The 13,687-nt window shown below is 64.7% G+C and carries 13 protein-coding genes; 5 read left to right on the top strand and 8 right to left on the bottom strand.

Translation table 11 applies throughout. From position 1 onward, the window contains the following. The 3 genes from OIK44_RS00955 to dapC are packed head-to-tail and all read right to left on the bottom strand — an operon-like array spanning position 1 to position 3,263. Entirely contained in the window at positions 1-1,140 is a 1,140-nt protein-coding gene (locus tag OIK44_RS00955; RefSeq protein ID WP_273668779.1) for a PilT/PilU family type 4a pilus ATPase, read from the bottom strand. Positions 1,141-1,197: 57 nt separating this feature from the next. After that, positions 1,198-2,025 carry a 2,3,4,5-tetrahydropyridine-2,6-dicarboxylate N-succinyltransferase gene (dapD, locus tag OIK44_RS00960; RefSeq protein WP_273668780.1) on the bottom strand — a complete coding sequence of 276 codons (828 nt, stop codon included), beginning with the start codon at positions 2,023-2,025 and terminating at the stop codon, positions 1,198-1,200. Between the two features lie 20 nt (positions 2,026-2,045). Further along, on the bottom strand, positions 2,046-3,263 hold the full coding sequence (gene dapC, locus OIK44_RS00965; protein WP_273668781.1) for a succinyldiaminopimelate transaminase: 1,218 nt from the start codon (positions 3,261-3,263) through the stop codon (positions 2,046-2,048). A 211-nt stretch (positions 3,264-3,474) separates the two neighbouring features. On the opposite strand from dapC, the gene OIK44_RS00970 reads away from it, so the two are divergent. Beyond that, positions 3,475-5,334: a DUF4153 domain-containing protein gene (locus OIK44_RS00970; RefSeq protein ID WP_273668782.1), complete on the top strand. Its 1,860-nt coding sequence runs from the start codon at positions 3,475-3,477 to the stop codon at positions 5,332-5,334. Positions 5,335-5,364: 30 nt separating this feature from the next. Here the strand turns inward: OIK44_RS00970 and motA are convergent, their stop codons facing one another. From motA to OIK44_RS00995, 5 genes are all read right to left on the bottom strand, one after another. Then, positions 5,365-6,228 carry a flagellar motor stator protein MotA gene (gene motA / locus OIK44_RS00975; RefSeq protein ID WP_273668783.1) on the bottom strand — a complete coding sequence of 288 codons (864 nt, stop codon included), beginning with the start codon at positions 6,226-6,228 and terminating at the stop codon, positions 5,365-5,367. 235 nt (positions 6,229-6,463) lie between these two features. After that, positions 6,464-6,799 carry a helix-turn-helix domain-containing protein gene (locus OIK44_RS00980; RefSeq protein ID WP_273668784.1) on the bottom strand — a complete coding sequence of 112 codons (336 nt, stop codon included), beginning with the start codon at positions 6,797-6,799 and terminating at the stop codon, positions 6,464-6,466. A gap of 267 nt (positions 6,800-7,066) precedes the next feature. Then, positions 7,067-8,851 carry a DUF885 domain-containing protein gene (locus tag OIK44_RS00985; RefSeq protein ID WP_273668785.1) on the bottom strand — a complete coding sequence of 595 codons (1,785 nt, stop codon included), beginning with the start codon at positions 8,849-8,851 and terminating at the stop codon, positions 7,067-7,069. Between the two features lie 164 nt (positions 8,852-9,015). Beyond that, entirely contained in the window at positions 9,016-9,441 is a 426-nt protein-coding gene (locus OIK44_RS00990; RefSeq protein ID WP_273668786.1) for a YciI family protein, read from the bottom strand. Between the two features lie 11 nt (positions 9,442-9,452). Next, positions 9,453-9,935: a VOC family protein gene (locus tag OIK44_RS00995; protein WP_273668787.1), complete on the bottom strand. Its 483-nt coding sequence runs from the start codon at positions 9,933-9,935 to the stop codon at positions 9,453-9,455. A gap of 120 nt (positions 9,936-10,055) precedes the next feature. Here OIK44_RS00995 and OIK44_RS01000 point away from each other — a divergent pair, with 120 nt between their 5' ends. From OIK44_RS01000 to OIK44_RS01015, 4 genes are all read left to right on the top strand, one after another. After that, the gene (locus tag OIK44_RS01000; protein ID WP_273668788.1) at positions 10,056-11,126 is read left to right on the top strand and encodes a hypothetical protein; all 1,071 of its coding nucleotides are present in this window, start codon (positions 10,056-10,058) and stop codon (positions 11,124-11,126) included. A 137-nt stretch (positions 11,127-11,263) separates the two neighbouring features. Then, entirely contained in the window at positions 11,264-12,514 is a 1,251-nt protein-coding gene (locus OIK44_RS01005; protein WP_273668789.1) for a DEAD/DEAH box helicase, read from the top strand. A 119-nt stretch (positions 12,515-12,633) separates the two neighbouring features. Next, complete coding sequence (locus tag OIK44_RS01010) at positions 12,634-13,011, top strand: hypothetical protein (protein ID WP_273668790.1); 378 nt, start codon at positions 12,634-12,636, stop codon at positions 13,009-13,011. A 190-nt stretch (positions 13,012-13,201) separates the two neighbouring features. After that, entirely contained in the window at positions 13,202-13,684 is a 483-nt protein-coding gene (locus tag OIK44_RS01015; RefSeq protein WP_273668791.1) for an SgcJ/EcaC family oxidoreductase, read from the top strand. The last annotated feature ends 3 nt before the right edge of the window (positions 13,685-13,687 follow it).

Genomic DNA, 13,687 nt, shown 5'->3' on the forward strand with positions numbered 1-13,687 from the left:
TCAGGGGTCGAGCGTGAACTCGGTGAACGACGCTTCCGCGCCCAGCTTGGCGTCCGGCTCGACCTGGGTCTTGTTGCTGTCCGGCCCGTTGTTCAGCAGCCACAGCAGATTGGTGGCGGAATCGGCGTTGGCCAGCGCCTCCTCCTCGCTGATGGCGCCATCCTTGACCAGTTGCAGCAGGGCCAGCTCGAAGGATTGCGCGCCGGGCGAGATGCTTTTTTCGATCGCTTCCTTGATCTGGCTGATGTCGCCCTGTTCGATCAAGTCGGCGATGTGGCGCGTGTTGAGCATGATCTCGACGGCCGCCGTGCGCATGCCGCCCTTGATCGAGCGCACCAGGCGCTGCGACACGATGGCCTTGACCGTCGAGGCCAGGTCTTGCAGCAGCGCGGCGCGGTTTTCCAGCGGATAGAAACTGATGATGCGGTTCAGCGCGTTGTAGCTGTTGTTGGCGTGCAGCGTGGCCAGCACCAGGTGGCCGGACTGGGCGTAGGCGAGGGCGGCGGCCATGGCCTCCTTGTCGCGGATCTCGCCGATCAGGATGCAGTCGGGCGCCTGGCGCATCGAGTTGCGCAGCGCCGTGTGGAAATCCTTGGCGTCGCTGCCGATCTCGCGCTGGTTGACGATGGAGCGCTTGTTCTTGAACAGATACTCGATCGGGTCTTCCAGCGTCAGGATGTGGCCGGAGCGCAATTCATTGCGGTGGTCCAGCATGGCGGCGATGGTCGTCGACTTGCCGGAGCCGGTGGCGCCGACGACCAGCATCAGGCCGCGCTTTTCCATGATCAGCTGGGCAAGGATGGGCGGCAGGTCGAGGTCGGCCAGGGCCGGGATCGCGGCGGGGACGAAGCGGAAGACGGCGGAGATGCTGCCGCGCTGGCGGAAGGCGGACAGGCGGAAGCGGCCCAGGTTCGCCACCGAGACGCCCATATTGAGCTCGTTGTCGCGCTCCAGCTCGGCCATCTGCCCGGGCGAGCAGACTTCTGAGAGCAGGGCGCCGATATTCTCGGGCTCCAGCTTTTGCTGGTTGATGGGGATCAGATTGCCATTGATCTTCAGGTGGACGGGGGAATTGACCGCGAAAAACATATCCGACGCGTTCTTTTCCTTCATCAACTGGAATAAGCGTTCCATCGCCATCTGCAATCCCCTTCAAGGTTGGGGACGGGCCGCCACGGGCCCGTCCCCGGCTGCGGCTTAGACGCCGCGCAGCAGTTCGTTGATGCCGGTCTTGGCGCGGGTCTTGGCGTCCACGCGCTTGACGATGACGGCGCAGTACAGGCTGTACTTGCCGTCGTCCGAGGGCAGGTTGCCCGACACGACGACGGAGCCGGCCGGCACGCGGCCGTAGCTCACCTCGCCGGTGGCGCGGTCATAGATCTTGGTCGACTGGCCGATGTAGACGCCCATCGAGATCACCGAGTTCTCTTCGACGATGACGCCTTCGACGATTTCCGAGCGGGCGCCGATGAAGCAGTTGTCTTCGATGATGGTGGGGTTGGCCTGCATCGGTTCCAGCACGCCGCCGATGCCGACGCCGCCGGACAGGTGGACGTTCTTGCCGATCTGCGCGCAGGAGCCGACGGTGGCCCAGGCGTCGACCATGGTGCCTTCATCGACGTAGGCGCCGATGTTGACGAAGGACGGCATCATGACGACGTTCTTGCCGATGAAGCTGCCGCGGCGGGCGACGGCCGGCGGCACGACGCGGAAGCCGCCCTTGATGAAGTCCGCCTCCGTGTAGTTGGCGAACTTGGTCGGCACCTTGTCGTAGAACTGCATCGTGCCGTCGGACGGCATGACGACATTGTTTTCCAGGCGGAAGGACAGCAGCACGGCCTTCTTGACCCACTGGTTGACGACCCAGTCGGCGCCGGTCTTTTGCGCGACGCGGATGCTGCCGTCGTCGAGGCCGGCGATGACGTGGGCGACCGCCTCACGCAGCTCGGCGGGGCTGTTGGCCGGGTTGATGTCGGCGCGTTGTTCCCACGCCTGCTCGATGATTTGCTCTAATTGTTGGCTCATGATGTTCTTCGGTTGGTGAATCAGGATGCGGATAAAGAATGGCAGAATTGCACGATGCGGCGCGCCGCCTCCAGGCCCTCGGCCGCTTCGGCGACCAGGGCCATGCGGATGCGGTTGCGGCCGGGGTTGACGCCGTGGGCGTCGCGCGCCAGAAAACTGCCGGGCAGTACGGTGACATTATATTCGGCGTACAGGCGTTGCGCGAACTCGGTGTCCGACAGGCCGGTGCGGCTGACGTCGGCCCACAGGTAAAAGCCGGCGTCGGGCAATTCCACCTGCAGCACGCCCTGGATCAGCGGCGTGATGGCGGCGAACTTGGCGCGGTATTGCGCGCGGTTCTCTTCGACATGGGTTTCGTCGTTCCAGGCCGCGACGGAGGCCGCCTGCACGGTGGGGCTCATGGCGCCGCCGTGGTAGGTTCGGTAGAGCAGGAATTTTTTCAGCACGGCGGCGTCGCCGGCCACGAAGCCGGAGCGCATGCCCGGCACGTTGGAGCGCTTCGACAGGCTGGAGAACACCACCAGGCGGGCGTAGGGATGCTCGACGCTGGCCAGGCCCAGCATGTGGGCCGCCTGCAGCGCGCCCAGCGGCGCCTGGGCGCCGTGGTAAATCTCCGAATAGCACTCGTCGGCGGCGATGACGAAGTTATAGCGCTCGGACAGCGCGAACAGGTGCTCCCAGTCCGTCAGCGACAGCGTGGCGCCGGTCGGGTTGCCGGGCGAGCAGACGAACAGCAGCGCGACGCGCTCCCAGACGGCGGCCGGCACGCTGTCGTAGTCGCAGCCGAAATTGCGGGCCGGGTCGGAATTGACGAAGTAGGGCTCGGCGCCGGCCAGGTAGGCGGCGCCCTCGTAGATCTGGTAAAACGGGTTCGGGCTGATCACCAGCGATTGCGCGGCCGGATCGATGACCGTCTGCGCCAGCGCGAACAGGGCCTCGCGCGAGCCGTTGACGGGCAGCACCTGGGTGGCCGGGTCCAGCGGCGCGATGCCGTAGCGGCGCTGCAGCCAGCCGGCGATGGCGCCGCGCAGCGCCGCCGAGCCCTGCGTGGTCGGATAACTGGCCAGCCCGGCGAGGTTGTCGCACAGCGCCTGCCCGATGAAAGGCGGGGTCGGATGCTTCGGTTCGCCCATGCCCAGGCTGATGGCGGAAAACGCCGGATTGGGCGTCACGGAGGCGAACAAATGGCGCAGTTTTTCAAACGGATACGATTGCAGTTTGTCGAGATGTGGATTCACGTAGCGGGCCGGAGCGGAAAGCGGTTGGGAGGTGGCGGCCGAGCGGCCGCCGTCAAGCCCAGCCATTATAGCGTTGTTGGCCCAAAACGGCTGGGGTCAGGTCTAGACATGGCGGTTTCTTGCCGCGCGCGTTGGGCTTGTGCCATCGTTGAGCGAAAGGCAAGTCGGTGCGATAATGCGGCGGCCCCCCTTACCTGAAACGGATAGTTCTATGCAGCAAGCTCCCCCTGGAAAAGACTCTTTGATGCTCGACGCGGTGGTGACGCCGAAAGTGGCGCTGGCGCGCCTGCTGGTCGGCCTGGCGCAGGGGGTGCTGCTGTATCTGCTGTACTTCGCGGCCAGGGCGCAGCAGTGGCCCGCCACCGAAGCCTACCTGTTCCCCACGCTGCTGCTGCTCGGCGTGCTGTTGCCGGTGCTGCTCATCTCCAGCCTGGGCCACCTGGCGCCGCGCCGCGCGGCCGTGTGGATGGCGGTGGCGGCCCTCGTCATGGTGTTGCTGGCCGTCTACGACGTCTGGCGCCTGGGCGGCATCCCGACCGGCTGGCCCAAGCCGGAACGTCTGCCGACGCTGCCGACGCCGTCGCCGCTGCTGCTCGTGGCCAGCATCGGCGGCTTCTTCATCGCCCACGCGCTGGTGCTGGCCGGCGCCAGCGAGCGGCGCCGCATCGCCCACTATCCGAGCTATTTCGAGATGGCCTGGAAGCTGGCGATACAACTGCAGTTTTCCCTGTTCTTCATCAACATGCTGTGGATGGTGCTGTGGCTCGGTTCGGCCCTGTTCATGCTGGTCAAGCTGAATTTTCTCAAGGAAGTGCTGGCCGAATCCTGGTTCTTCATTCCCGTGACCTGCTTCGCGTTTTCCTGCGCGATGCACCTGACCGACGTGCGCCCGGCCATCGTGCGCGGCATCCGCACGCTGCTGCTGGTGCTGCTGTCCTGGATTTTGCCGGTGACGGTGCTGATCGTCGGTGGTTTCCTGTTCAGCCTGCCGTTCACGGGCCTGTCGGCCCTGTGGGAAACGCGCCACGCCACCAGCGTACTGCTGGGCACGGCCGCGGCCCTGGTGATCCTGATTAACGCCGCCTACCAGAACGGCGAAGTGAGCGCCGGCGTGGCCCGCGTCATCGCCGTCAGCGCGCGGCTGGCGGCCTTGCTGCTGTTGCCGATCTGGGCCATCGCCGTGTACGCGCTGTCGCTGCGCGTCGGCGACTATGGCTGGACGGCGGACCGCATCACGGCCGCCGCCTGCCTGCTGGTGGCCGCGTTTTACGCCTTCGGCTACGGCTGGGCCGCGCGCGAGGGCGGGCGCGAACGGGCGCACTGGATGCGCGGCGTGGCCAAGGTCAACGTCGCCACGGCCTTCGTCGTGCTGGCGGTCTTGCTGGCCCTGTTTTCGCCGCTGGGCGATTCGGCCCGCCTGTCCGTCAACAACCAGATGGCCCGCCTGGCCGCCGGCAGCATCAAGGCCGAGCAGTTCGACTTCAAATACCTGCGTTTCGACGGCGCGCGCTACGGCCGCCAAGCCTTGGAGCAACTGCGCGACAGCACCCAGGGCGCCGAGGCCGCGCTGATACGGGCCAAGGCGAAGGCCGTGCTGAAGGCGGAAAACCGCTGGGAAGAGGAAAACAAGGAGCCCGCGCCGCAGCCGCAGGACATTGCCGCCAACCTCACGGTTTGGCCGGCCAAGGCGCGCCTGCCCGACAGTTTCCTGCGCAAGGATTGGCAAAAGCACACGTCGGATTGGGAAGTGTCGCCTTGCCTGAAGTCCAAGGACACGCACTGCGATGCCTATGTCATCGATTTCGATGGCGACGGCAAGCCCGAGGTGTTGCTGATGACGCAGGAGCATGCCTGGTCGCCATTGATGGGCGAAAATGCCCAGGGGGACTGGGTGACGGTGGGGAAATTGCCGTTCAACTCCAGCAAATGCGCATCCTTGCGCAAGAAGCTGTCGGCCGGCGATTTCAAGCTGGTGGCGCGGCCGATCAAGGATCTGCAACTGGACGGCGTGCGCATGGCCATCCAGCCCGGCGGGGACGAGGAAGGCTGGCGCTGTCCCGATCCGAAGTGAGGCATGTGGCGTTGCCGGCCCGCCGAGCGCTTAGTTTCTCGCCTTGATCTGGCGCACGTGCTTTTCCAGCTCGTTGAAGGAGGGCCGCTCGGTGTTGGAAATGACCTTGCGGCCGAACTCCACCGACAGGGCCGGCGCGTAGCCGTTCAGGCTGGCCAGCAGCGTCACCTTGACGCATTGCAGCATCTTCTGCGACTCGTGGTGCTTGCGGCGCAGCAGGCTGGCCACCGGCGCGACGAAGCCGTAGGCCAGCAAAATGCCGATGAAGGTGCCGACCAGGGCGTTGGCGATCAGCACGCCCAGCTCGGCCGGCGGCAGGCCGACCGAGGCCATGGTGTGCACCACGCCCATGACGGCGGCGACGATGCCGAAGGCCGGCATGGCGTCGGCCAGCTGGGAGATGGTCTGTATCGGCATTTCGCCGTCTTCATGATGGGTTTCGATTTCATTGTCCATCAGGTTTTCGATCTGGAAGGCGTCCATATTCCCCGACACCATCAAGCGCAGGTAGTCGGTGATGAATTCCATGATGTGCGGATCGGACAGCGTGTAGGGATACTTGAGGAAAATCGGGCTGCGGTACGGGTCGTCGATCTCGTCTTCCAGCGACATCAGGCCCTCCTTGCGGATCTTCGTCAGGATCTCGAAGAGCAGGGCCATCAGCTCCATATACAGCCCCTTCGTGTATTTCGACCCGCGCATCAGCGACGGCAGCGCCTGCATGGTCGCCTTGATCGCCTTCGAGTCGTTGCCGACGATGAAGGTGCCGATGGCCGCGCCGCCTATCATCAATAATTCGGTGGGCTGGAACAGCGCCGCCAAATGTCCGCCCTGGAGCGCGAAACCGCCGAAGATTGCCAGCAGGACGACGATAAATCCGAGAATGACTAACAAATTGCGCTCCAGTTAACATTGCTATTGCGCAATATTAACCTGATTTGGTCCGTGCGTGCCGCGCGCCAGCGCAAAAGTGCGGCGCCAAGTCAAGCAAATCCCCATGCCGACGCGGCAATCGTCCGTTGCGGCAGCACTAGGCGCGCCGGCGCACCGATATTTCGCGTCCGGGCGCGCCACAGTCAGCGCTGCTAGTCTGGTCGAGGGAACCGGACATGAGGGGCAATGCCAAGCGTCAACCGATCACTACGGTGACAGATTTGCCAACGCGAGCCAGCATATCAACCAGCGCATCGATCGTGAACTTGCTAGTTTTCTTGTTGATAACGTCCGATACCCGAGGGCGGGTAACATGCAAAATTTCCGCCGCCTCGTCCTGCTTGAGGTGGCTGGCCTTGATCCATGACGCCAGTTCCCCCATAAGCTGCTCCTTGATCGCCAGAGTATGCTCAATCCGCTCGCGAGACTCCGCTTGATAGCGCTTTGCGTCGTCCGGAGCAAAGCCGAGTTCAGCGAACAGGTTCGCGCCAGCCTTGGTGACATGTCGCACTTGCGTATCGATTTTGTTCATTTTATTGCTTTCCTTTTCTGAACAATGGCCCGATAGCGCGCTTCGGCAATAGCCTTATCCGGTTTTGAAGTGGCTTCGGTTTAGCCACGTACATTACCCGAAATATCCCGGCGGCGCCGACTCCGCCAGCTTCGCCGAGCTTGCCATTCGCGTTGATGATTTCCCGCAAGACTTGAATGCGGCGGCCGACGCGCCAGACACCGGGCAATGGCCGGGCGCGGCGCAGCGGTCGAGGCGCGAGTCGGCGAATTCCCGTCGCCGGCGGCGTCAGGCGCTTTTTTGCGCCGCCACCCAGCCCTTGATGCGCGCTTCCAGCAAGTCCATCGGCAGGGCGCCCGCGCCCAGCACCTGGTCGTGGAAGTCGCGTATGTCGAACTTCTCGCCCAGCTCGGCCTTGGCGTAGGCGCGCAGCTCCAGTATCTTCAACTGGCCGATCTTGTAGCCCAACGCCTGGCCCGGCCAGACGATGTAGCGGTCGGTTTCGCTTTGCACGTCCACTTCCTCGATGCCGGAATGGTCGTGGAAGTAGTCGACCACTTGCTGGCGGTTCCATTTCTTGTAGTGCAGGCCGGTGTCGACGACGAGGCGGATGGCGCGCAGCATTTCATCCTGCAGGTGGCCGTAGTAGCTGTACGGATCCTTATAGAAACCCAGCTCCTCGCCCAGGCGTTCGGCATACAACGCCCAGCCTTCGACGTAGGCCGTGTAGTGGCTTTGCTGGCGGAACGGCGGCAGGCCGTCGAGCTCCTGGGCGATGGCGATCTGCATGTGGTGGCCCGGCACGCCTTCGTGCAGCGCCGTCGTTTCGATGCTGATCGTCATGCGTTTGGCGAAGTCGCCCGTGTTGACCATGACGCGGCCGGGACGCGAGCCGTCCGGCGTGCCCTGGTTGTAGGACGCGGCCGCCGCCTCCTTCTCGCGGAAGGCTTCGACGGCGGCGATCTTGACCTTGCCCTTGGGCAGAATGCCGAATTGCTGCGGCAGCTTCTGGTACATCTGCTCCGTGTACTTGCCGTACAGGTCGAGCATTTCCTGGCCCGACTTCGGATGCACGGCCGGGTTCTTGTCCAGGCTGGCGTTGAAGCTCTTCAGGTCGGCGAAGCCGAGCCTGGTCGCCACGCCCAGCATCTGCCCTTCGATGCGTTGCACCTCGGCCAGGCCGAGCTGGTGGATTTGCTCGGGCGTCTGCTCGGTCGTCGTCGACGCCTTGGCGCGGAAGCTGTAGCGCGCGGCGCCGTCCGGCAGCGACCACAGGCCGACGTCCTTGCGGCCGTGCGGCAGGTATGTGGTGCGCACGAAGGCGGAGAATTTGCGGTAGCTGGGCGCGACGTCGCGCGCGATGGCGCCCAGCACGGCGGCGCGCAGGCGCGCCTTGTCGGCCGCCGAGAAGCTGGCCGGGAATTGCTTGAGCGGCTCGGCGAACGGCGACGCGGCCGGCTTCATCGCGGCGATGCCGGCGCTTTGGCGGGCGATGGCGGGGATCAGGAATTGCGGCGGCATCAGGCCGTCGCGCATGCCCTTGCGCATCTGCACGACGGTGTCGTCGAAGGCGCGCGGCAACTGGCGCAGCCGGGCCACGTAGTCCTCGTAGTCCTTGACGGTGTCGAAGGCCAGCGAGGACACCAGTTGCGGCATGTCGAGGTGGATGCCGGAATTTTGCAGCACCGGCATTTCCCATTCCTTGAAGCGGGCGCCGGCCACGTTCTGGCGCAGCGTGCGCAGCATCAAATCCTTGTTGATCTGTTCCTGCGCCGGGAAGCCGCTGCTGTCGATCGCCTCGAAGCGCGCCAGGAAGGCGGCGTTGGCGCGCAGGTCGGCGTCGATGGCGCTCTGGGAAAAGTCCGTCAGGCGGTCGTTGTAGCGCTTGTCGCCGATGATGGAGGCCAGCTCGGGATTGTTGCGCAAATTGTATTCCCACTGTTCCTGTATCAGGCTGGCCAATGCCTTGCGCCGGCCGTCGAGGTCGGGCGCGATGTCGCCGCCGGCGTGGGCCAGCCCCATCAGGAGCGACAGGAGCAGCGCGGCGGCGCCGGCGCGGGGGGAAAGTTTCATTGCGGTCCTTATATTTTTTATGGAGTGGGGGAGGATCGCACTATAGGGGGCGGCGCGCGCGCCGGCGCCGCCAATGTGATGAATTGCAAAATTAAAGGAATGAAATGCAAACAGGCGTGATAGGCGCGCGGCAAGCCACAGGGCGGGGCAAGCCCGCCCCCCGCTTACCTCCCCGCGTCTGCTTGCCGGCGCAGGCGCTCTTCCTGCAGCTTCAGGTCGGGCGTCAGCGCGGCGCCGAAGTCTTCCGTCTCGAAGACCTGGCGGATTTCGATCTCCGCCTCGCCCTCCATCGGATTCGGACAGCGCTTGACCCACTCGATCGCTTCCTCCTTCGACTTGACCTTGATCAGCCAGAAGCCGGCAACCAAGCTCTTGGTGTCGGCGAAAGGGCCGTCGACGACGCTGCGGCCGGCCGCGGAAAATATCACGCGCGCGCCCTTGGCGCTGGGATGCAGGCCCTCGCCCGCCAACAAGACGCCGGCCTTGGCCAGCTCCTCGTTGTAATTGCCCATATCGGTCAATAATTTTTCGCTCGGCATGACGCCGGCCTCCGATTGCGGGCTGGCTTTAACGATCAGCATGAATCGCATCGCCGCCTCCGTCAAGCCTTCGCCGCGTCGGAGCAGCCTTGCTTGGCGGCCTGCTGCATTTCCTCGGGGCTCACATCGCGGATGTGGGTGGCGATCGACCACTGGTGGCCGAACGGGTCTTCGACGACGCCATAGCGGTCGCCCCAGAACATGTCCTGCATCGGCATCTTGACGGTGGCGCCGGCCTCCAGCGCCTTGGCGAAAACGGCGTCGGCGTTTTCCACATACAGGTGGATGGTCACGGGCGAGCCCTTCAGCGTTTTCGGCCCGAAGCTATGCCATTGCGGAAATTCGTCAACCAGCATCACCGTTGAATCGCCGATGCGCACCATTGCGTGCATCAATTTGCCGTCGGGGCCGGCCATGCGCCCCTCTTCGACGGCGCCAAACGCCCGCTTGTAGAAGGCGATGGCGTCGGAGGCGCCGTCGCAAACCAGGTGCGGGGTGATCGAGTGCATACCTTCGGGAATGGCTTTCACTTGTGCTTCGGTCATGGTGTTCTCCTGTCGAGTTAAAGGGAAACGTCTTTTCCATGCCCGTGGCCGGCTGAACGTCAAAAAATCAGTCGCAGGGGCATAATGGCGGTACTACGAGCTACTTCTACATCATTCAACATGTCAAAATTGATACAGGGCCTATTGTGCGCTTTTTTTGTCGCCGCGTCGTCGCCTGCGACGGCAACCGTGACGGCGCAGGCGGAAGCCCGCGCCGGCGTCTGGACGGGCAGCCTCGGCGGCCAGAAAATCGTCGCCTGCTTCTCCCGCTCGGGCGAAGCCGCCTATTACTATGTGAAGCATTTCCGGAACATCGACTTGAACGGCGCCGATGACGGCAGCGCGGCCTGGACCGAGGGCCGCGACTACGAGGCGACCGGCCGTTGGCAGTTGCGCAGCGTCGCGCCGGAGCGCATGGAGGGCGACTGGTCCGAGGTGAAGGGCAAGCGCACCTTGCCGATCTTATTGAGCCGCGGCTACGCCGACAAGGCCGGCAACGGCACTTGCAGCATGCGCGACAACGCGCTGTCGGCGGCGTTCAACGGCCCGCGCCTGGACGCACAAAAGATTGTCCGCAAAGCGGCCGTGTTTCAGCGGCGCCCGTATGTGAAGCTGTCGACGCTGGAGGGCGCGATCGAGGGGCTGGCGCTGGCGGAAACGGCGCCGCGCACGGGCGCCGTCAATCAAGTGCTGGCTCAGTTGCTGAGCGCCGCGATGCAACGCTATTTCGAGTGTTCGGGGCCGAACCACGACTACAACTCGGGCTCGACCATCACGTTCTGGAGCAAGGACTGGTTGTCGATCGACGAGTCGTATGAAGGCTATTGCGGCGGCGCCTACCCCTTCCACGGCGTCCATAAGCGCAGCATCGACCTGGCCAGCGGCAAGGAGGTCGACCTGTGGAGTTTCTTCAAGCACTACAACAAGGACGGCTCGGCGGTGCCGCCGGACCTGCAAAAAGTCATCCTCGGCGGCGAGGGCGCCGACACCACGGATAGCGACTGCGGCCCCATGCTGCTCGAAGAGCGCTACTTCCAGGCGGCGCTGGGCGAGAAGGGCATGGTGTTCTCGACGACCTTCCCGCATGTGGCCCAGGCGTGCGACATGGACATCACCGTGCCTTACGCCAGATTGCAGCCCTTCCTGACCGAGCCGGGCAGGGCGGCCTTGAGCAAGGTGCGCGCGCGCTGAGGCGCAAGCCCGGGGCTGGCCCCGGGTTTTTATCCCAGCCCCATCCCCTGCTTTATACTGTCGGCATTCACCGGCGCGGCGCCGGCCGTTGCGCGCGCCGCCCGCCAGTTTCACTCTCTCGAACGCTAAGGCCCGCTATGCCATTTTCCTCACTGGGTCTGATCCCCTCACTCGTGCGCGCCGCCGGCAAGGTCGGCTACGCCGCGCCGACGCCGATCCAGGCCGGCGCCATCCCCGTCATCCTGCGCGGCGGCGACCTGCTGGGCGCGGCCCAGACCGGCTCCGGCAAGACGGCGGCGTTCGCGCTGCCGCTGCTGCAGGCGATGCTGGCGCCGTGCAGCGGCCCGCGCCAGGTGCGCGCGCTGGTGCTGGTGCCCACGCGCGAGCTGGCGGCCCAGGTGGGCGAGGCGATCCGCGCGCTGGCCAAGCACCTGCCGGTGCCGTTGAAGGTCGCCATCGTCTTCGGCGGCGTCTCGATCAACCCGCAGATGATGGCGATGCGCGGCGGCGCCGACATCGTCGTCGCCACGCCGGGCCGCCTGCTCGACCTGGTCGAGCACAACGCGGTGAAGCTGTCGGCCGTGTCGATGCTGGTGCTGGACGAGGCCGACCGCCTGCTCGACCTGGGCTTCAGCGAGGAGCTCGGCCGCATCCTCGGCCTGATGCCGGCGCAGCGCCAGACGCTGTTCTTCTCGGCCACCTTCCCGCCGGACGTGCAGGCGCTGGCCGACACGCTGCTGCGCGCGCCGGTGCGCGTCGAAGTCGCATCGACGCCGCAGGACGCGCCCGACATCGTGCAGCGCGCCATCCTGGTCGACACGGGCCGCCGCACGATGCTGCTCAAGCACCTGATCAAGGAACAGAAGTGGAGCCGGGTGCTGGTCTTCGTCGCCACCAAGTACGCGGCCGAGCACGTGGCCGACAAATTGCAGCGCAACGGCATCAAGGCCGACCCCTTCCACGGCGAATTCAGCCAGGGCGCGCGCAGCCAGGTGCTGGCCGACTTCAAGGCCAGCCGCCTGCAGGTGCTGGTGGCCACCGACGTCGCCGCGCGCGGCATCGACATCGCGCAACTGCCGGCGGTGGTCAACTACGACCTGCCGCGTTCGGCGGTCGACTACACCCACCGCATCGGCCGCACCGGCCGCGCCGGTGAGAGCGGCGTCGCCGTCAGCTTCGTCAGCGCCGACACCGAGGCGCACTTCCGCCTGATCGAAAAGCGCCAGAACGCACTGGTGCCGCGCGAAGTCATCGCCGGCTTCGAGCCGGTCGAGACGGCCGCCGCCAGCGCGCCGCATCCGGCTACCGACTGCGTCAACGGCGGCGTCAAAGGTGCGCGCAAAAGCAAAAAGGACAAGCTGCGCGAAGCGGCCGCCAAGGGCGGGTAAGGCCATGCAATGAAGTGATGTTTATAATCGCCGGAATATCAATATTCGTGAGTAGGCAAATGGCGAAGCGATTTCTTTTAGCGGCATTGCTGGGCCTCGCGCTGGCGGGCTGCGGCTCCATGGACAAGAGGGATGCCGGCGGCGGGCCGGCCGGCGCCTGGTTCAATCCGCCGGCCGAATTTCCCGGCATTTGCATGACCCTGGCGCCTGGCGGCGAACTGCGCTTTGCCGGCGGCTTCACTTTCTATCATCCATCGCGCTGGTCCTACGACAGCGCCCGCTCGGAACTGCGCATCGAGCTGGGCGGCACCATCGCATCCCCGGCCGAATCCGCCAACTACCAGCTCGAACACCACCAAGGCAATTTGTTGCGGGTCGAAGCGGCGAAGCGGGCGCTGGTCTACCGCGTCACGGCATCGACCGAGTCGATTCAACTGGGCGGCTTCGTGTTCTACCGCAACCTTGCCTGCGAGACGGGCAAGGCGGCGCAGCGCTGAGCCGCCGGGATATGCTCGGGGACAGACCACGATTTTCGAGAAATTATTTCTCGAAAATCGTGGTCTGTCCCCGGCTTTCACGTATGCTGTGATGCACCCGACGGCGGCGTTCGTCCGCTTGCGCGGGTTGCAGGGCTATTTGAATCATGACTGTCTCACTTTCACACTACCCACCTGAAGGAGAGTTTCCATGAAGCTAGCGAGTGTTGTGGTTTTGGCCGTCGCGTTAACGGGATGCGCGATCAATCAGGGCATGCCGGACAATATGCAGGCAGCACGCAGCGGCAGTTGCAAAGCCACGTCGGAGCAAGAGGTCGCGGCTTTGTTCGACCGCTGGAATCAGTCGTTGCAAACCGGCGATCCCCACAAGGTGGTCGCCAACTATGCGCAGCGCTCCATTCTGCTGCCCACGGTGTCGAATCAGCCGCGTCTGACGCCGGCCGAGAAAGAGGATTATTTCCACCATTTCCTGGAAAACCGTCCCTCGGGCAAGATCGACATGCGCTTCATTGACATCGGCTGCAACGTCGCCGTGGACGCCGGGCTGTATACGTTTGCCTTCGCCAAAACGGGGGCTTCCGTCAGCGCCCGCTATACCTATACTTATCGCTGGGATGGCAGGCAGTGGCTGATTACCAGCCACCATTCGTCGGCCATGCCGGAGAAGAAGTAGCGG

The organism is Janthinobacterium fluminis, assembly GCF_028595325.1.
Lineage (GTDB): Bacteria > Pseudomonadota > Gammaproteobacteria > Burkholderiales > Burkholderiaceae_D > Janthinobacterium > Janthinobacterium fluminis.

Excerpts from the sequence above, each read along its gene's own strand:
- OIK44_RS00970 (WP_273668782.1), top strand. The coding sequence starts at position 3,475 with ATGCAGCAAGCTCCCCCTGGAAAAGACTCTTTGATGCTCGACGCGGTG.
- dapD (WP_273668780.1), bottom strand. The coding sequence starts at position 2,025 with ATGAGCCAACAATTAGAGCAAATCATCGAGCAGGCGTGGGAACAACGC.
- OIK44_RS00980 (WP_273668784.1), bottom strand. The coding sequence starts at position 6,799 with ATGAACAAAATCGATACGCAAGTGCGACATGTCACCAAGGCTGGCGCG.
- OIK44_RS01010 (WP_273668790.1), top strand. The coding sequence starts at position 12,634 with ATGGACAAGAGGGATGCCGGCGGCGGGCCGGCCGGCGCCTGGTTCAAT.
- OIK44_RS01015 (WP_273668791.1), top strand. The coding sequence starts at position 13,202 with ATGAAGCTAGCGAGTGTTGTGGTTTTGGCCGTCGCGTTAACGGGATGC.
- OIK44_RS00995 (WP_273668787.1), bottom strand. The coding sequence starts at position 9,935 with ATGACCGAAGCACAAGTGAAAGCCATTCCCGAAGGTATGCACTCGATC.
- OIK44_RS00990 (WP_273668786.1), bottom strand. The coding sequence starts at position 9,441 with ATGCGATTCATGCTGATCGTTAAAGCCAGCCCGCAATCGGAGGCCGGC.
- OIK44_RS01000 (WP_273668788.1), top strand. The coding sequence starts at position 10,056 with ATGTCAAAATTGATACAGGGCCTATTGTGCGCTTTTTTTGTCGCCGCG.
- OIK44_RS00955 (WP_273668779.1), bottom strand. The coding sequence starts at position 1,140 with ATGGCGATGGAACGCTTATTCCAGTTGATGAAGGAAAAGAACGCGTCG.
- OIK44_RS01005 (WP_273668789.1), top strand. The coding sequence starts at position 11,264 with ATGCCATTTTCCTCACTGGGTCTGATCCCCTCACTCGTGCGCGCCGCC.
- OIK44_RS00985 (WP_273668785.1), bottom strand. The coding sequence starts at position 8,851 with ATGAAACTTTCCCCCCGCGCCGGCGCCGCCGCGCTGCTCCTGTCGCTC.